The 17,829-nt window shown below is 71.2% G+C and carries 17 protein-coding genes; 5 read left to right on the plus strand and 12 right to left on the minus strand.

Annotated elements, in window-relative coordinates; all coding sequences use genetic code 11:
• Positions 1 to 45: 45 nt before the first annotated feature.
• The 6 genes from HW566_RS09725 to HW566_RS09750 are packed head-to-tail and all read right to left on the minus strand — an operon-like array spanning position 46 to position 7,763.
• Positions 46 to 1,335, minus strand: coding sequence for a glucoamylase family protein (locus HW566_RS09725; protein ID WP_178012439.1), 1,290 nt, complete (start codon positions 1,333 to 1,335; stop codon positions 46 to 48).
• Positions 1,332 to 3,020 (minus strand): ABC transporter ATP-binding protein, encoded by a 1,689-nt coding sequence (locus HW566_RS09730; RefSeq protein ID WP_178012441.1) that lies wholly within the window; start codon positions 3,018 to 3,020, stop codon positions 1,332 to 1,334. The genes HW566_RS09725 and HW566_RS09730 overlap by 4 nt, the downstream gene beginning before the upstream one ends.
• Positions 3,017 to 4,000, minus strand: coding sequence for an ABC transporter permease (locus tag HW566_RS09735; protein ID WP_256728657.1), 984 nt, complete (start codon positions 3,998 to 4,000; stop codon positions 3,017 to 3,019). The genes HW566_RS09730 and HW566_RS09735 overlap by 4 nt, the downstream gene beginning before the upstream one ends.
• Before the next feature lie 17 nt (positions 4,001 to 4,017).
• Complete coding sequence (locus HW566_RS09740) at positions 4,018 to 5,004, minus strand: ABC transporter permease (protein WP_178012443.1); 987 nt, start codon at positions 5,002 to 5,004, stop codon at positions 4,018 to 4,020.
• A 3-nt stretch (positions 5,005 to 5,007) separates the two neighbouring features.
• Positions 5,008 to 6,699: an ABC transporter substrate-binding protein gene (locus HW566_RS09745; RefSeq protein WP_178012445.1), complete on the minus strand. Its 1,692-nt coding sequence runs from the start codon at positions 6,697 to 6,699 to the stop codon at positions 5,008 to 5,010.
• 53 nt (positions 6,700 to 6,752) lie between these two features.
• Positions 6,753 to 7,763 carry a LacI family DNA-binding transcriptional regulator gene (locus tag HW566_RS09750; RefSeq protein ID WP_178012447.1) on the minus strand — a complete coding sequence of 337 codons (1,011 nt, stop codon included), beginning with the start codon at positions 7,761 to 7,763 and terminating at the stop codon, positions 6,753 to 6,755.
• Between the two features lie 152 nt (positions 7,764 to 7,915).
• On the opposite strand from HW566_RS09750, the gene HW566_RS09755 reads away from it, so the two are divergent.
• Entirely contained in the window at positions 7,916 to 9,538 is a 1,623-nt protein-coding gene (locus HW566_RS09755; RefSeq protein WP_178012448.1) for an alpha-amylase family glycosyl hydrolase, read from the plus strand.
• Positions 9,539 to 9,642: 104 nt separating this feature from the next.
• Here HW566_RS09755 and HW566_RS16105 read toward each other — a convergent pair whose 3' ends face one another.
• From HW566_RS16105 to HW566_RS09775, 5 genes are all read right to left on the minus strand, one after another.
• A complete protein-coding gene (locus HW566_RS16105; protein ID WP_256728658.1) occupies positions 9,643 to 9,768 on the minus strand; it encodes a hypothetical protein in 126 nt (41 codons plus the stop codon).
• Positions 9,765 to 9,896: a hypothetical protein gene (locus tag HW566_RS16110; RefSeq protein WP_256728659.1), complete on the minus strand. Its 132-nt coding sequence runs from the start codon at positions 9,894 to 9,896 to the stop codon at positions 9,765 to 9,767. The genes HW566_RS16105 and HW566_RS16110 overlap by 4 nt, the downstream gene beginning before the upstream one ends.
• Positions 9,897 to 9,944: 48 nt before the next feature.
• Positions 9,945 to 10,745, minus strand: coding sequence for a hypothetical protein (locus HW566_RS09765; RefSeq protein WP_178012450.1), 801 nt, complete (start codon positions 10,743 to 10,745; stop codon positions 9,945 to 9,947).
• 82 nt (positions 10,746 to 10,827) lie between these two features.
• Positions 10,828 to 12,225: a sensor histidine kinase gene (locus tag HW566_RS09770; protein ID WP_178012452.1), complete on the minus strand. Its 1,398-nt coding sequence runs from the start codon at positions 12,223 to 12,225 to the stop codon at positions 10,828 to 10,830.
• Positions 12,215 to 12,892 carry a response regulator transcription factor gene (locus HW566_RS09775; protein ID WP_178012453.1) on the minus strand — a complete coding sequence of 226 codons (678 nt, stop codon included), beginning with the start codon at positions 12,890 to 12,892 and terminating at the stop codon, positions 12,215 to 12,217. The genes HW566_RS09770 and HW566_RS09775 overlap by 11 nt, the downstream gene beginning before the upstream one ends.
• A 165-nt stretch (positions 12,893 to 13,057) precedes the next feature.
• Here HW566_RS09775 and HW566_RS09780 point away from each other — a divergent pair, with 165 nt between their 5' ends.
• From HW566_RS09780 to HW566_RS09795, 4 genes are all read left to right on the plus strand, one after another.
• Positions 13,058 to 14,194 carry a thiamine pyrophosphate-dependent enzyme gene (locus tag HW566_RS09780; protein ID WP_178012455.1) on the plus strand — a complete coding sequence of 379 codons (1,137 nt, stop codon included), beginning with the start codon at positions 13,058 to 13,060 and terminating at the stop codon, positions 14,192 to 14,194.
• Positions 14,191 to 15,171: an alpha-ketoacid dehydrogenase subunit beta gene (locus HW566_RS09785; RefSeq protein ID WP_178012457.1), complete on the plus strand. Its 981-nt coding sequence runs from the start codon at positions 14,191 to 14,193 to the stop codon at positions 15,169 to 15,171. The genes HW566_RS09780 and HW566_RS09785 overlap by 4 nt, the downstream gene beginning before the upstream one ends.
• Before the next feature lie 25 nt (positions 15,172 to 15,196).
• Entirely contained in the window at positions 15,197 to 16,540 is a 1,344-nt protein-coding gene (locus HW566_RS09790) for a dihydrolipoamide acetyltransferase family protein (protein WP_178012459.1), read from the plus strand.
• A 109-nt stretch (positions 16,541 to 16,649) separates the two neighbouring features.
• The gene (locus tag HW566_RS09795) at positions 16,650 to 16,901 is read left to right on the plus strand and encodes a DUF4287 domain-containing protein (protein WP_178012461.1); all 252 of its coding nucleotides are present in this window, start codon (positions 16,650 to 16,652) and stop codon (positions 16,899 to 16,901) included.
• Between the two features lie 160 nt (positions 16,902 to 17,061).
• On the opposite strand, the gene HW566_RS09800 is transcribed toward HW566_RS09795, so the two are convergent.
• Positions 17,062 to 17,628 carry a manganese efflux pump MntP gene (locus HW566_RS09800; RefSeq protein WP_178012463.1) on the minus strand — a complete coding sequence of 189 codons (567 nt, stop codon included), beginning with the start codon at positions 17,626 to 17,628 and terminating at the stop codon, positions 17,062 to 17,064.
• Positions 17,629 to 17,829: the final 201 nt, after the last annotated feature.

Here is a 17,829-nt window from a genome sequence, read left to right on the forward strand (position 1 = left end):
CGGGGCGCGATTCTCCGACGTCCGTGAGCGTGAGTCGGCAGCGCGTCAGGCGGGGGTGAAGCCGAGCGCGTGCGCACCGCGGGCGATCCAGGGATGCTGCGAGAACGCGTCCCACACGAGGGTCGAGCCGAGGGCGGCGGCGCCGAGCAGGGCGGTCGCGCCCTTGTTGAGCCCGTAGCGCGGCTCGGCGTACCAGGGCTCGTCGCCCTCGAGGTTCACCCCGTCGGTCGCGCCCCAGCGGTTCCACGCGCCCGGATGGTCATCGCGCAGCGCCCGGAGCGCCGGGGCGACCTCGTCGGGGGCGAGCGGCAGTGCCCCGAAGAGCGAGACCGGCGGAACGGTGCCGTCGGCATGGGGCTCCCGGAGGGCCGGGCGGGCGCCGTTGACGACGTATCCGTCCGGACCGAGCCCGGCGGCCGGGCCCCACAGACCGGCCGCGAAGGTCTTCCAGCGGTCGGACTGGTCGGCGCACCACGCCTTCGAGGCGAGGGAGGCCGCGCGTGCGTTGGCCCACCAGTCGCGCCCGTCGAGGTCGCGGACACGCTGGAACGGGTAGAACGCCAGAGGGAAGTGGTAGGTGAACAGGGTCCCGGCCGGCTCGTGCACGCACTCGTGACCCCCGTACGACCCGACGGGCTTGTCGAACCCCCGCCAGAGGTCGCGCGCGCGGTCGTTCGACACGGCCGGGTGCCCGGCCGCGAGCAGATACATCGGCAGCTGCTCGGCCGTCATCGACCACGCGCTGACGAACCCCGCGTCGTCGGCACCGTCGGCGTAGTCGTCATCGCGGCCGCCGACCCACGCCATGCGCACGACCGTCTTCTCGCCGCTGTCGTTGATGATCCAGTCCCAGTCGATGCGCTCGAGCAGTCGATCGGCGCGCACGGCGATCTCGGGTGCGTCGCCCGCGAAGAAGGATGCCGCCACCACCGCGCCGCACAGTGCCAGGGTCGTGTCGATCGTGGAGTACTCCGAGCGTCCCTGGCGCTCGCCGGTGCCGGCGTCGACGAAGTGGGCGAGGAAGCCGCCGCGCTGCGGCACCGATTCCTCGAGCGTGCGCAGGGTCGCGGCGACCCGGTCGCGCACCGCCACCCGGTCGAGGATGCCGCGCTCGACGCCCACGCACCACGCGGCCAAGGCGAACCCGGTGGCGGCGACGGTGGCGACACCGGGCAGATCGTCGCGGTCGAGGACGAGTCCGCAGCCCGGGCTGTCGAGGTCGGCGGTCGCGTGATGCCACAGCCAGCGGATCGAGGCGTCCACCTCCGTCTCGGTGAGCACGCGGATGTCGTCGGGCAGGTCGGCGACGCCGGGGGCGGAGTGGGACGGGGTCACGCGGCGGTCCTCTTCTCGAAGGGGTTGGGGATGGCGTCCAGCAGCTCGCGGGTGTACTCCGCCTGCGGGTCGTCGATGACTCGTTCGGCCGGGCCCGACTCGATCAGCTCGCCCCCGCGGAGCACGAGGGCGTGGTTGGCGAGGCTCTTGGCCGAGAGCAGGTCGTGGGTGATGTACAGCATCCCCACGCCGTGATCGGCGACGAGGGATTGCAGCACCTCGAGGATCTCGGCGCGGATCGAGACGTCGAGGCTCGCGATCGGCTCGTCGGCGACGATGAGCCGGGGCTCCGCCGCCAGCGCACGCGCGATGACGACGCGTTGGCGTTGGCCGCCCGACAGCTCGTGCGGAAGTCGGCCCAGGTAGCGGCCCGCCGGGGTGAGCCCGACCTGCTCGAGCAGGCTCGCCGACCGCTCGACCGCCTCGCGTCGCCCCACATGCAGGAAGTTCGCGAGAGGACGCGAGAGGGAGTACCCGACGGTGAGGGTCGGGTTCAGCGCGGCGTACGGATCCTGGAACACGTACTGCACGTTGCGGCGGTACTCGCGGGCGAGCCGGCCGCGCAGCGAGGTCAGGTCGTGCGCCTCCCCGTCGTCCTGTCCGTAGTACCGCACCGACCCCGAGGTGGGGTCGTCGATGCGCGTCAGGATGCGGGCGATCGTCGACTTCCCCGAACCCGACTGGCCCACCAGGGCGGTGACCTCGCCCTCGCGCAGCGTGAACGAGACGTCCTTCACCGCGTCGACGTGCTCGGTGCGCAGACCCTGCCGCTTCGAGAAGCGCCGGTGCAGGTGCTCTACCTCGATGACCGGAGCGTGTTCGACCGGGGCCTCCTCCGAGACCTCCTCGGGCGCCTCGAGCTCGGCCCCGGTGTAGCCGGCCACGTCCTCGCCCAGCAGCTCGGCGTACGAGCCGACGAGGTGGATGGAGTACGGATGCTTCGGCCCGGAGGTCACGGCATCCCGAGCGCTGATGTCCTCGACGATCTCGCCCTCGTACATGACCGCCACCCGGTCGGCGAAGTCGAGCAGCGTACCCATGTCGTGCGTGATGAGGATGGCGCCGAACCGCTCGCGCTCCTGCAGCTCGCGGATCTTGTCGAGGATCGACTTCTGAACGACGACGTCGAGGCCCGTCGTGGGCTCGTCGAAGAGCACCAGCTGCGGCTGCAGAGCGAGCGCGAGCGCGAGGTTGACCCGCTGCTTCATGCCGCCCGAGAGCTCGTGGGGGTACATGTCGAGGAACCGGGCGTCGACGCTCACGAGGTCGAAGAGCTCCTCGGCGCGGGTGCGCGCGGCAGCGGCGTTCGCTCCGGTGTGCTCGGCCATGATGTCCTCGAACATCTTCCGCACCCGCACGACGGGGTTGAGGGAGTTCATGCTCGACTGGAACACCGTCGACACGTACGACCAGCGCAGCGGGCGCAGCTCGTCGTCGCCGAGCGCGGTGACGTCGCGATCGCCCCAGCGGATCGAGCCGCCGGTGATGTGGCCCGGGCTGCGCAGCAGCCGCAGCACCGCCTGGGCGAACGTGGTCTTGCCCGATCCGGACTCGCCCGCGAGCCCCACGAACTCGCCCGGCGCGACCTGCAGCGACACGTGCTTGACGGCGTCGAGGGTGGGGCCGAGCTTGGGACGGTACTGCACCGACAGGTCGTCGACGCTCAGAACGGATGCCGCGTTCATGACTTCTCCTCTTCGCGCAGGTGCGGGTTGCTCAGCATGTCGACGCCGAAGTTCACGAACGTCAGCGACGTCATGAGCAGGGCGAGCATCACGCCGGGGGCGACGAGCCAGACCCACAGGCCCTGCACGAGGGCGCCGTTGGCGTTGGCCTGCGCCAGCATCTGGCCCCAGCTGACGGTGTTGGGATCTCCGAAGCCCATGAACGACAGCCCTGCCTCGGCCGCGATCGCGGCGGTCGCGGCGCCGATGAACCCCGACACGATCAGCGAGGACATGTTCGGCATGATCTCGCGGAACACGATGCGCAGCATCCCGTCGCCGCCGAACCGCGCGGCCGTGACGTAGTCGCGGTTGCGCATCGAGATGATCAACGACCGCATCTCGCGGGAGGCTCCCGCCCAGCTCGTGATCGCGATGACGAAGACGAGCAGCCCGAGGCCGCGGGTCTCGCTGTAGGCGACGATCACCATCATCAGCGGCAGGACCGGGATCACCAGCGCCAGATTCGTCAAGAACGACAGCACGTCGTCGAGCAGCCCGCCCTCGCGGTAGCCGGCGAGCAGACCCACCACGATCGCGATGACGATCGTGGCCAGACCGCCCAGCACCCCGATCGCGAACGAGAGGCGGGTGCCGTGGACGAGCTGCGTCCAGATGTCGTAGCCGAGGGTGTTGGTGCCCATCCAATGGGCCCAGCTCGGGTCCTGCGCGGGGGTGAAGGTCGCGTCGGTGGGCCGGTAGGGCGAGAGCAGGTCGGCGAAGATCGCGACCAGCAGGAAGAACGCGAGCATGACGATGCCCACGCGTGCCTTCCTGCTCGACCAGATGACGGCGTACCAGCGCGCCGGTCGGACGATCGCGACGACCTCCTTGGTCGAGGCGTCGTCCTCGGTCACGCGGCGGCGGAAGGTGCGGGTCGGCTGGGTGCGCGCGGGCTGCGGCATCGAGGCCGGCTGCGGCATCGGGGTGTCTTCGGACATCTGTCGTCACCTGCCTTTCATGCCTTGGCGCGGCGGGCGCGCGGATCGATGAGGGGATAGAGCAGATCGACGATGAAGTTCGCCGTCAGCACGATGACGATCGTGGCCAGCAGGATCGCCTGCATGAGGGGGAAGTCGCGGTTCGAGGTGGCCTCGCCCATGAGTCGTCCCATGCCCGGATAGTCGAAGACCGTCTCGATGAGGATCGAGCCGCCCATCAGCACGCCCAGCGACAGGGCGAACCCGGTGACCACCGGCAGCAGGGCGTTGCGTGCCGCGTAGCCCAGGGCGAGGGTGCGCTGTCTGAGCCCCGCCGCGGCCCCGAGGCGGATGTAGTCCTCGCCGAGCACCTGCACCATGGTGTTGCGCATCGACAGGATGAATCCGATGGGGGCCGTGACCATGAGCGTGAGCGCGGGGAGGAACCCGTGCGAGACGACGTCGGCGATGTGCAGCGGCGTCAGTCCCGGCGTCGTGTAGCCGTAGCCGCCCGAGGCCGGGAACCACCCGAGCGTGTAGGCGAAGACGAACAGGATGATCAGGCCGATCCACACGGACTGCAGGTTGCCGACGAACGTGGACCCCACCGAGATCGTGGCATCGAACCGGCTGTTGCGACGCCACGCCGCGAACGCGCCGAGCAGCGTGCCGAGCACGAACGACAGCAGCTGCGTGAGACCCACGAGCACGAGAGTCCAGGGCAGCGCCTGGCCGATGACCTCGGCCACCGGGTAGGGGAAGTACGTGAACGACGTTCCGAGGTCGCCCGACGCGAGCTGCCTGAGGTAGTCGATGTACGCGACGAAGACGTTGTCGGTGGAGTATCCGAGCATCGTCTTGACGGCCGCGACCTGCGCGGGGTCGATCTCGCCCTGCCCGTTGAGCTGCCGCACCATGATCTCGGCGGGGTCGCCGGGCTGCAGCCGCGGGATGATGAAGTTCAGCGTGACGGCGGCCCACAGGGTGAGCAGGAAGTAGCCGGTCTTGCGGACGTAGTACGTCATGGCTCAGTCCTCCCCGTCGGCGTCGGCCTCACCCGGCGGGCGCAGCTCGTGCGAGAGCCGGATCAGCTGGTCGACCGGGTAGGGGTTGTCATCGCTCGGCCAGCCGACTGCGTTGTTCGTGCGGTAGATCAACCGGCTCGGCGCGTACTGCAGCGCGATGTAGGGGAACTCGGTCATGAAGACGTCCATGATCCGCCCCTCGATCTCTGCCGTGCGGCTCTCGTCGGTGGTGTTGGTCCACTCGTCGATGAGCGCGTCGATCTCGGGGTTCACGTACCGTGCGCGGTTGAGCAGCAGTTCCTGGTCGCTCGAGATCTGCGAGCTCTGCAGCTTGGCGCCGAGGTCGCGCGCCCGCTGGCACCCGCCGCTGACGAAGTCGACGGTCATGTCGAAGTCGCCGGCCTTCTGCATGCCCTCGATGGCGTTCGGATCGGTCGTGACCATGCGCACCTGCACGCCCACGTCGGCGGCGTTGCGGGAGATGACGTCGGCCATCGCGATGACGTCCATCCATCCGGCCTGGACGCTGAAGACGAACGAGAGCGGTCGACCGTCGGCGTCGACCCGCTGCCCGTCCGCGTTCCGGGCGTAGCCGGCGGCGTCGAGCATCTCGTTCGCGCGGTCGGGGTCGTAGGGGATGAACTCCTTGCCGCGCCACTGCTCGGGCACCGCCTGCTCCTGGAACGGCAGCAGCAGCATCGTCTGGCTCGCGGGCTCCATGATGCCGAAGCTCGCCCGCTGGCTGAGCGCGTCGCGGTCGAGCGCGTAGGCGAAGGCCTCGCGGAACGCCGGATCATCGAGCACGGGGCGCTCGGTGTTCAGCGCGAGCACGGTGGTCGCGTCCGGCGGATAGAAGAAGTGCGCATTCTCGGGATCGGGCGCCACGACCGACCGGTTCGGGTTCGGGATGTCGCCGCGGTAGAGGTCCAGCGCGCCGCTGCGGAGCTTCAGCGCCCCCGAGTTGGCGTCGAACTGGCCCTCGAGCGAGAGGCGCTGCACGCGCACCTCGTCGGCGTTCCAGTAGTTCTCGTTGCGCTCGAGGACCAGCCGCCGGCCGTTGTAGGACTCCGGTGTGAACGGGCCCGTGCCGACTCCGATCTCGTCGACGAAGAGTGTCGGGTCGCCCTGGTCGGCGTAGATGTGCTCGGGCAGGATCTTCGTCGTCTGCAGGATGGCGTCGGTCTTGGGGATCGCGGCTCCGGCGAACTCGAACACGACGGTGTGCTCGTCCAGCGCGGTGACGCTCTCGGCGGGCGCGCCGAAGAAGTCGCCCCAGAGGCCGGCCTTGTCGGCGGCGGGATACTCCTTGCCGGCCAGGAAGGTGTAGACCACGTCGTCGGCCGTGAACGGCTCTCCGTCGCTCCACTCGACACCCTCGCGAAGGGTCAGCACGAAGCGGTCCGGACCCTCCCACGTGTACCCCGTGGCCAGCCACGGCACCGCCTCGCAGGTGAAGCGGTCGCGGATCATGAGCGGTTCGAACAGCCAGGTCTGGACCGTGGCGTTGGGGGACAGCCAGTTGTAGTTGAGCAGTCCCTGAACGGATCCGCCCGCCTCGGACGGCATCCGGATCTCGTCGATGAATCCCTCGGGGGCCGCGGGAGCGGGCTCGAGGCCGACGTTCGCGCATGCGGACGTCGTGAGCATCGCCGTCACGGCGAGGACGCCCAGCGCCAGTCGTCTGCGTCTTCTCATCGGAACCTCCTCGTTCCTGAAGCGACCGGTCGGCCATCGACCGGTCGGGTGTGTCAGTTCGGTGTCGCCTCCTCGGCGCAGCCGCACGATTCGCGCACGACCAGGCGGGTCGGCAGCACCGTGTGCGGCTCGATCTCGTCGCCCAGGGCTCCCGCAGCGGCGCGGGCTCCCAGCTCGACGATCGGCTGATGCACGGTGGTCAGGCGCGGCGAGGCGATCTCGGCCAGGGCCTGGTCGTCGAAGCCGGTGACGGCGACGTCGGCCGGGATGCGGTACCCGAGGCCCGGGAGGGTCGCGAGCATGCCGATCGCCAACTCGTCGTTCGCGCAGACGAGGGCTTCGGGAAGATCGCGGGCGTCGTGCAGCTCGCGGGCGGCGACGGCTCCGCTGCGCACATCGAGACCGAGGCGCATGGGTTCGCCGGCCTCGGTGAGGCCGCGTTCGGCGAGGGCGCGGCGGAATCCGTCGTACCGCCATGCGGTGTCGGGGGAGCCCGACGGCTCGCCGACGAAGCGCATCCGCCGGTAGCCGTGCACGTCGGCGAGATGCCCGGTGAGCTCGGCCGCCGCGCGGCGGCCGTCCGTGACGACCGTCGCGGTGTCATCCGCCTCGCCGGCCACCACGATCACCCGTCCGGTGCGGGCGAGGGCGGCGACCTCGTCGGCGGGCAGGGTGCCGCCTGCGACGATCAGGCCGTCGGTGCGTTCGGCGAGCTGACGCACCGCGTCGACGGCATCCGGGCGCAGATGCGTGCCGACGACGTTGATGACGACACCGCGCTGCACGGCGACCGACTCGGCGCCCTCGATGAGCTGCGCGAAGTACGGACCGCCGAGGCCCGGAAGGACGATGCCGAGCGTGTTGGTGCGCTGGTACGACAGGGCGCGGCCGAGAGCCGAGGGCCGATATCCCAGTCGGTCGATGGCGCTCTGGACGCGGCGCTTGGTGTCGGCCACGACGCGCGGATCGTCGTGGGTCACCCGCGAGACCGTTGCCACCGAGACCCCGGCCTCGCGGGCGATGTCGCGGATGGTCGGGCGCGCGGCGCGGGAGTCGGATGCCACCGTCGTCACCTCGCTTCGTCGCACTTCATCGTGTCCGTTCCGTGTCGCCGGGTCGTCGTCAGGGCGATGTAACCGGATACATCGGGTACCGTAACCCCTTGTAACCGGTTACATCAAGCCCTCACGCCATCGACGTCGCGAAGGAGACGCTCATGACCGACGCTGCCCTGGCCGATCGCCTCGACCGCATCGTGCTGTACCAGGTTTATCCGCAGAGCTTCGCGGATGCCGACGGCGACGGCGTCGGCGATCTCGACGGTCTCGCTGCTCGGCTGGACTACCTCGCCTGGCTCGGCGTCGACGCCGTCTGGCTCACCCCCGTGTTCGTCTCGCCGTTCCGCGACGCCGGCTACGACGTCGCGGACTTCGATCGCGTCGCCGCGCGCTACGGCGGCGACGCGGCGATGGACCGGCTGATCGCCGAGGCCGATCGGCGCGGCATCGGCATCGTGCTCGATCTCGTCGCCGGCCACACGTCCGACGAGCACGAGTGGTTCGCCGATGCGCTCGCGCGCGGTCCGGCCGGCGATCCCGACGGGGACCGCTACGTCTTCAGCCCCACCGCCGCCGACGGCTTCGCTCCGGTGCCGCGCGGGGATCGCGGGTTCTACAAGCCGAACTTCTTCGAGTTCCAGCCCGCGCTGAACTTCGGCTACGCCCGGCTGCACCCCGACGAGCCGTGGCGTCAGACAGTCGACGCGAAGGGCCCGCGCCGCAACCGCGACGCGCTCGTGGACATCATGCGCCGGTGGTACGACCGCGGCGTCGCCGGCTTCCGCGTCGACATGGCCGCATCGCTCGTCGAGGACGACCCCGGGCATCGCGAGACGGCGAGGCTGTGGCGCGACATCCGCCGTCGCCTCGACCGCACCCATCCCGGCCGCATCCTCGTCTCCGAGTGGGGAGACCCCGCCCGAGCGGTGCCGGCGGGTTTCGACGTCGACTTCTTCCTGCAGTTCGGCGGTGACAGTGACGGCCTGCCGCTGAAGTCGCTCTTCGAGAACGGCTCGGGCACCGTGCACGAGGCCTGGCCGCGCCGGGACGCCTGGGCGGATGCTGCGGGGAAGGGGGATGCCGCGGACTTCGTCGTCGCCTGGACCGAGGCGCGCGACGCGATCGCGGCAGCGGGAAGCCGGGGCGTGGTGGGACTCCCCACGGCCAACCACGACTTCACCCGGCTGGTCAGCGGCTCCCGGGATGCCCAGCAGGCACGCTCCGCGCTGCTGCTCGTGCTCACCTGGGCCGCGATGCCGTCGCTGTACTACGGCGACGAGATCGGGATGCGCTACCTGCCGGGCGTGGGCCCGCTCGAGGGGTCGTCCCTCGGGCCGACGTACGAGCGCGCCGGCTCGCGCACGCCGATGGCGTGGGGCGCGTCCACGGTGCTCGGGCAGCGGGCGCACGACGCGCGCTACCTGCCCGCCGACGACGCCCCCGACGCGCCGACGGTCGCCGGCCAGCTCGACGACCCGGCATCCCTGCTCCGGTTCGTCCGCGCCGCCGTCGCGCTGCGCCGGAGCGACCCGAGGCTCGGAGCGCGCGCGAGCCTCGAGGTGGAGTCGACGGGCTACCCGTTCGTGTACCGCCGGGGCGGAACGCTGCTGGTGGCCCTGAACCCCGCCGATCGTCCGTGCGAGGTCGCGCTCGGCGGGGTCGGCGACCCGGTCATCGCGACGGGCGCGCGTGTGATGGGGGAGCGCCTCCTGCTCGACGCCTTCGGTGCCGCGGTCGTCGACCTCGCACCGCGCGCCGCGGCGGCATCCATCCCCGCCTGACCGCGCACACGAGCCTCGGGGGATCTCACCGAGCTCGGACGATTCCGCCGGAATCCTCCGAGCTTCGCGCGATGTTCCGACGCAGGTGCAGGTGCAGGTGCAGGTCAGGTCAGGGATGTCACGAGGTGCCGTGCCCGCTGAGTGAGCAACCGGCGCAGGTAGGGCACGAGCACGATGCGCTCGACCGGGCGACCGAAGATCGGTGAGGCCAGGGTCACCCGGTCGGTCATGATCGTGCGATCGCCCGCTCACCGGTCCCGCGCATCGAGGCGACGTGGGCTCCGATGTCGAGGGCGGCGTCGAAGAGCGCGTCCGCCGCGACCGGCGCGCGTGTCTCGATCTCGAACGAGCTCGTCACCCGTCGATCCTCCCACCGGTCCGCGAGGCGGCGCGGGCCGGCGCCGGGTCAGTCGTCGGTCTCGGTGCGCAGCACCGAGCCGTCGACGTCGAGCGTGATCTCGACGATGCCCCGGTCGGCCGTGAGCACCGCGACGTCGAAGGGCGACCGGTCGTCGTCGTCGGCATCGATCTCGATGACCCGGCCGTCGGCCTCGGCGAGAGCCGCCTCGACCATCGACCCCAGCGTCGCGGCATCCAGCACGTTCCCGGCCGCGACGTCGCCCGCCTCGGCCGCCTCGGTCTCGCGCACGGTCGCCGTGCCGTCGGCCGACACCCGCACCTCTGACTCCGAGCCGTCGGCCGCGACGAGCTGCACGTCCCAGGTGCCGTCGCGGTCGGCATCGATCGACACGACGGATCCGTCGGCCGCGCCCCGGGCCGCGTCGGCGACGCGCTCGAGCTCGTCGACGGATGCCGCGCCATACGGCTCGGTCGAAGTGCCACCGGCGTTCGTGCGCTCGCCCGGAGCGCCGCCGCGGTCGCCGTCCGTGCCGACGGCGTTCGAGCGGGTGTCGTCCGAGACGAGGCTCGCCTCACGGCCGTCCTCGTCGTCGTCATCCGCGACGGCCGCTCCGATCGCTGCGCCACCGCCGACGAGCAGGGCCGCCGCGACGACGGCGCCGCCGGCGAGCAGAGCCGTCCGTCGGGCGCGGCGCGGCGGTGTCGCAGCGGTCGGTCCCGCGGGGACCTCGGCGTTCGAGGGGCTCGCGGCCGGCGCGGCGGCCGTCGGGGAGGCGGGGGGAACGGAGGCGGTGGGGTCGGCGGCGGGGGTGGGCTGGTCGTCGAGGTTGCGGTCGTGATCGCTCATGCCTCGATGGTGCCGAGTGGTCGCTGAAGCAGCGCTGAAGCCTCCTGAAGCCGTCTTCAGCCGGCCGCCGCCGGGCGCGCGGTCAGGTGCCGGCGGGAAGGGTCACGGTGAAGCGCGCGCCGCCGAGCGGCGACGCCGAGAGGGCGACGGATCCGCCGGTCGCCTCGGCGATGCCCCGCACGATCGCGAGGCCGAGCCCGCTCCCGCCGGCATCCCGTGCTCGCGCCTCGTCGAGCCGCACGAACCTCTGGAACACGCGGTCGTGCTCCCCGGGCGGGATGCCGGAGCCGTCGTCCTCGACCTCGAGCACGGCGCGACGGCCGTCCGGAGTCAGGGCGGTGCTGATGCGCACGCGTGAACGCGCATGGCGTGCGGCGTTGTCGGCGAGGTTGCGCACGAGCCGCGCGAGCATGCGCGGGTCGCCGGCCACACGTGCCGCGGTGATGCCCGATGCGTCCACCTCGACGGTGTTCCCGCCCGCACCCGCCTCCGGGCCGGCATCCCGTCCCCGCAGCCGCGACGCCTCGGCCAGCGCGAGGTCATCGAGATCGACGCTCTGCCGCCGCTGGGGCGCACGCTCGTCGAGGCGCGCGAGCAGCAGCAGCCCGTCGACGAGGTCCTGCATGCGCACTCCCTCGTCGACGACCACCTCGGCGAGGTCGCCGAGCGAGGTCGCCTCGGGGTGCGCGCGCGCGAGCTCCGCGTGCTGCCGGATCGTCGCGAGAGGGGATCGCAGTTCGTGCGAGGCGTCGGAGACGAAGCGTCGCTGCGCCGCCGCCGCGTCGTCGAGGCGCCCGAGCATACTGTTCATGGTCGCCGCCAGCGCCGCGATCTCGTCACGTGAGCGCGGTTCCGCGATGCGTCGATCGAGGCGGTCGGCGGTGATCGCCTCGACCTCCGCGCGGATCCGCGACACCGGCCGGAGCGCGCGTCCGACGACCCACCACGTCACGACCGCGACGAGGGCGACCACGAGCACCGTCGACACCGCGAGCAGCGCGACGACCGTGCCGAGCGTCTCGTCGGCGTCATCGAGCGGCACCGCGAGCACCAGATACCGATCGTCGTCGATCTCTTCGCGCACCAGCAGCATCCGCTCGCCGTCCACCGAGACGGTGGCGCCCGAAGCGGTGCGGGGGAGCGCGCCGTCGTCGGCGTCGTCCGAGGCGGCGATCACCGCGCCCGCGGCATCCTGCACCTGGGCGATCTCGTCGTCGAGAGCCGTGACCGCCGAGACGCCCTGCGCCTCGACCCGTGCCGCGAGCTCCTCGATGCGGGTCTCCGCGCCGCGTTCGGCCGCGGCCTGGATGCTGGCGCTCAGCACCGCCGCGAACGCGATCGAGCCCAGCACCATGACGAGCGCGACCGCCGCGGTCGCGATCGCCGTGATCCGGGCGCGCAGCGACGCCGACCGGATGCCGCGGCGTGGCGGCAGCCCCGCCGCGCCGGTCCGCTCGTGCGACGATCGCTCAGCCACCATCGGCCGCCAAGCGATAGCCCGCCCCGCGCACGGTCTCGATCGCTTCGCGGGCGAAGGGACGGTCGAGCTTGCGGCGGAGGTGTCCGACGTACACCTCGACGATGTTGGGGTCGCCCTCGAAGTCCTCGTCCCAGACGCCGTCGATCAGCTCGCGCTTGGAGATCACCTGACCGCGGTGGCGCATGAGGTGCTGCAGCACGGCGAACTCGCGTGCGGTCAGCTCGATCTCGACGTCGCCGCGCCACACCCGACGCGCACCGGTGTCGAGCCGCAGATCGCCGGCCTCGAGCACGACGGGGCGCTCGACACCTCCGCGCCGGATGAGGGCGCGCAACCGCGCGACGAGCACGGGGTACGAGAAGGGCTTCGTTACGTAGTCGTCGGCCCCGGTCTCGAGCGCCTCCACCTGATCCCACTCGCCGTCCTTGGCGGTGAGCATCAGCACGGGGGTCCAGTTCTCCTCGGCCCGCAGCGCCTCGCAGACCTTCCACCCGCTCATGCCGGGCATCATGAGGTCGAGCACGATCGCGTCGTAGCGGGTCTCGCGGGCGCGCCAGAGCCCGTCGACGCCGTTGTGCGCCACATCGACGGCGAAGCCCTCCGCCTCGAGCCCGCGCCGCACGCCGTCGGCCAGGCGCACCTCGTCATCGACCACCAGTACTCGCATCGCCCCCCAGTGTGGCCCGTCGATGCTGAAGCGGGCCTGAAGCGCACCGGGGCCTGTGCGGATCGGGGCCGTGCCCCCGGCGTTGTGTCGCCTGCACGGCGAATCTCCGCATCCGTTGTCGACCGCATGCAGAACGGGCCATACCCGGAGCGTTAGCGTTAGGGGGTGACCGACGAAGCAGACCACGATCCCGCTCTCGTCCGCGTCCTCGCGGCTGATGGGACGTTCGACCCCTCACCCGAGGCGGAGCGCTACCTGCCGATGATCGAGGCGATCACCGACGCCGAGCTCGAGACGTTCTACCGCGACATGGTCACGGTGCGGGCGTTCGACCGCCAGGCGACGAACCTGCAGCGGCAGGGTCAGCTCGCGCTGTGGCCGCCGTCCTTCGGCCAGGAAGCGGCCCAGGTCGGCTCGGCCCGGGCGGCCCGACCGCAGGACCACCTCTTCCCGTCGTACCGGGAGCACGTCGTGTGCACGATCCGCGGCGTCGACCCGATCGACATCATCCGGCTCATGCGCGGTCTCACCCACGGCGGGTGGGATCCGACCGACCCGAAGAACGGCAACGCGCACATCTACACGCTCGTCCTCGGGTCGCAGACCCTCCACGCGACCGGCTATGGAATGGGCATGGTCCTGGACGGCCGCACCGGCACCGGCGACCCCGAGCGCGACGAGGCCGTCATCGTCTACTACGGCGACGGCGCCTCCAGCCAGGGCGACGTGCACGAGGCCATGGTCTTCGCCAACAGCTACAACACCCCGCAGGTGTTCTTCCTGCAGAACAACCACTGGGCGATCTCGGTTCCCGTCTCGACGCAGTCCCGCGTGCCGCTGGTGCGCCGCGCGGCCGGTTACGGCATGCCCTCGGTCCGGGTCGACGGCAACGACGTGCTCGCCAGCTACGCGGTCTCCCGGCTCGCCCTCGACGAAGCCCGTTCGGGCCAGGGCCCCCGAGCGATCGAGGCGCTGACCTACCGCATGGGCGCGCACACGACGAGCGACGACCCGACGAAGTACCGCACGAGCGACGAAGAGGCCTTCTGGGCGCAGCGCGATCCGATCGCGCGCATGCGCCGCTATCTCGAGGGTCGCGGAGCCGCGGGCGCCTTCTTCGACGACGTGGATGCCGCCGCCGCGGCCTACGCCGACGACGTGCGGGTGCGCACCAACGAGCTCGGCGGGCTCGACCCCGCCGGCATGTTCGCGCACGTCTACACAGACCCGCATCCGCTCGTCGAGCAGCAACGGCAGTGGCTCGCCGACTACGAGGCATCCTTCGAGGAGGGGCGCGCATGAGCGTCGACACGATGCCCTTCAGCAGGGCGCTCAACGCCGGCATGCGCCGCGCGATGCAGAGCGACGACCACGTCCTGATGATGGGTGAGGACATCGGCCGCCTCGGTGGCGTGTTCCGTGTCACCGAGGGACTGCAGGCCGAGTTCGGCGACCGTCGCGTGCTCGACACCCCGCTGGCCGAGTCGGGGATCGTCGGCACGGCGATCGGCCTCGCGATGGCCGGTTTCCGCCCGGTGTGCGAGATCCAGTTCGACGGCTTCGTCTTCCCCGCCTTCGACCAGATCACGACGCAGCTGGCGAAGCTCACCAACCGGCACGAGGGACGGATGCCGTTCCCGGTCGTCATCCGCATCCCTTATGGCGGCCACATCGGCGCCGTCGAGCACCACCAGGAGAGCCCCGAGGCGTACTTCACGCACACCGCGGGGCTCCGGGTCGTGTCGCCCTCGACGCCGAACGATGCGTACTGGATGATCCAGGACGCCATCGCCTCACCCGACCCGATCGTCTTCCTCGAGCCGAAGTCGCGGTACTGGGCCAAGGGCGAGGTCGACCTCGCCGCGCGCGCGCTGCCGCTGCACGCCTCGCGCGTCGTCCGCCGCGGCACCGACGTCACCCTCGTCGGTCACGGCGCGATGGTGACGGTGCTGCTGCAGGCCGCCGCCCTCGCCGAGAGCGAGGGCATCTCGTGCGAGGTCGTCGACGTCCGCTCGCTCTCGCCGGTCGACTACGGCCCCATCGTCGACTCGGTGCGGCGCACGGGCCGGATGGTCTACGGCCAGGAGGCTCCGGGCTTCACCTCGCTCGGCTCCGAGATCGCCGCGACCGTCACCGAGCAGGCCTTCTTCTCGCTCGAGGCACCCGTCCTCCGCGTGTCGGGGTTCGACGTGCCCTTCCCCGCCGCGAAGCTCGAGGGCGCCTACCTGCCCGACGCCGACCGCATCCTCGAGGCCGTCGACCGCGCCCTCGCCTACTGATCCCGCCGACCCGATCGGAGCACCGATGAGCACTCAGACCTTCCACCTGCCGGACGTCGGCGAAGGCCTCACCGAGGCCGAGATCGTGCAGTGGCACGTCGCAGCCGGCGACGAGGTCGCGGTCGACGACGTCCTCGTCGAGATCGAGACCGCCAAGTCGCTCGTCGAGCTGCCCTCGCCCTTCTCGGGCACCGTCGGCGAGCTGCTCGTCGGCGAGGGCGCCACCGTCGAGGTGGGGGCCGCGATCATCACGATCGCCGGCGCCGCGGGAGAGGCGGATGCCGCCAGCGGCAACTCCGCGCACGGCGAAAAGCCCGACGAGAAGCCCGCGGCCGCCGACGCCGGCGACGGCAACGGTTCGGTGCTCGTCGGCTACGGCGGAGCCGGGCAGGTGCAGTCGCGCCGCCGCAAGCCCGCCGAGCCGCCCGTGCGCGCCGCCGTCGGCGTCGTCGCCAAGCCCCCGATCCGCAAGCTCGCCCGCGACCTCGGTGTCGACCTGGCCTCGGTGACGCCGACCGGATCGTCCGGCGAGGTCACCCGCGAGGATGTCGTGCAGCACGCGTCGCAGGCGTCCGTGTTCCGCAACCTGCAGACGCCCGCCCGTCCCGAGGTGCGCGAACAGACGATCCCGGTGCCCGCCGCGGTCACCGCGGCCCGGCCGGCGGATGACCGTGAAGAGACCATCCCCGTCAAGGGCGTGCGCAAGGTCACGGCCAAGCACATGGTCGACTCCGCGTACAGCGCCCCGCACGTGTCGGTGTGGACCGACGTCGATGCGACCCGCACGATGGAGCTCGTCAAGCGGATGAAGGCCTCGCCCGACTTCGCCGACATCAAGGTCTCGCCGCTGCTCATCGTCGCGCGGGCGGTCGTCTGGGCCGTGCGTCGCACGCCGATGGTCAACGCGGCCTGGGTCGAGACCGAGGGAGGCGCCGAGATCCGTGTGCGCCACTACATCAACCTCGGCATCGCGGCCGCGACGCCGCGCGGCCTGCTCGTACCGAACATCAAGGACGCCCAGGACCTCAACATGCGGGGTCTGGCCCGGGCGCTCGAGAAGCTGACGCTGACCGCTCGCGAGGGCAAGACCACGCCCGCCGATCAGCAGGGCGGGACGATCACGATCACGAACATCGGCGTGTTCGGGATGGATGCCGGCACGCCGATCATCAACCCGGGGGAGTCGGGGATCGTGGCCATGGGCACGATCCGCCAGAAGCCGTGGGTCGTCGACGGCGAGGTGCGCCCTCGCTACGTCACGACGGTGTCGGGCTCGTTCGACCACCGCGTGGTCGACGGCGACGGCATGAGCCGGTTCATCGCCGACGTGGCATCGGTGCTGGAGGAGCCCGCGCTGCTGCTCGACTGATCGTCGGGGCGGCGGCTCGCACGAGAGCGCACCTGTGCGGCGAGGACGCACCCTGGATGGTGGGCGCTCGCCGTGGCGGTGCGTTCTCGCGCGGGAGTAGCCTCGGCGCATGAGTGCACCGCGCGTTCCCGCACCGGACATCGATCCCGCGAACAAGCCGAAGGGGCCGGCGTCGTACTTCCCGAGCATCGAGAAGACGTACGGGCAGCCCGTGCAGCACTGGCTCGACCTCGCCGCCGATCAGCTCGCCGCCGGGACGCCGCACATGCAGGTCGTCGATACCCTCAAGAACGAGCAGGGACTGGGGCACGGTCACGCGAACGCCGTCGTCGCGTATGTGAAGGCGAAGCTCGCCGGTTGACCCCGCGGCATCCGGTGCGCGGCGTCCGCCCTGCGCGGCATCCGCACGTCGGATCCTGTCGCGAAACTCGGACCGTCCGCGCAGACGGGTCCGAGATTCGTGCGATTCTCCGACGTTCGCGCGAGCGCCGCACGCTCGCGAACAGTGCGCGGCGCGGGCCTCAGCCGGCGACGAGGTGCTCGATGAGGATCTGGGTTCCGATCGCGATGAGCACGATGCCGCCGATGATCTCGGCGGGCTTGCGCCACCGTGTGCCGATGCGGTGGCCGATGAGCACGGCGATGAACGACAGCACGAAGGTGACGAGCCCGATCGACACGACGGCGATCCACAGCGGCACGTCGAGGAACGCGAACGAGAGCCCCACGGCGAGGGCGTCGATGCTCGTCGCGAGGGCGAGCAGCACGATCTCGCGGGCGGAGATCCCGGATGCCGCGTCCGCATCGTCGGCGGCGGGACGGAAGGCCTCCCACAGCATCTTCGCGCCGATCGCGCCGAGCAGGGCGAAGGCGATCCAGTGATCGAACGGTGCGATGGCCTCGGCGAACGTGCTGCCCAGCAGCCAGCCGATGAGCGGCATGACCGCCTGGGCGACGCCGAAGGCGCCCGCGATCAGCAGGGCGCCGCGGACGACGTGGCTGCGCAGCTGCAGCCCCTTGCCGAGGGCCACGGCGAACGCGTCGGCGGAGACACCGACGGCGAGGACGAACAGCGCCCAGGGCGACATGGCTCCTCCTCGAAGCTGGTGACGGGATGACGGCGATCCGGCACCGTCGAACGGAGATCGGCCGTGACCGAGCTTGCCAGTGCACGCCGCCGCCCGCCGTCGAAAACCCCTGATTGACAGCATTTCGGGCGAGCGAATCGTTCGGTCCGCCGAAATCGCGGTCATCATGGGCCCGTGTCACGAGAACGATTATCAGTAACG

Origin of the sequence: Microbacterium oleivorans (genome assembly GCF_013389665.1) — a bacterium.
Lineage (GTDB): Bacteria > Actinomycetota > Actinomycetes > Actinomycetales > Microbacteriaceae > Microbacterium > Microbacterium oleivorans_C.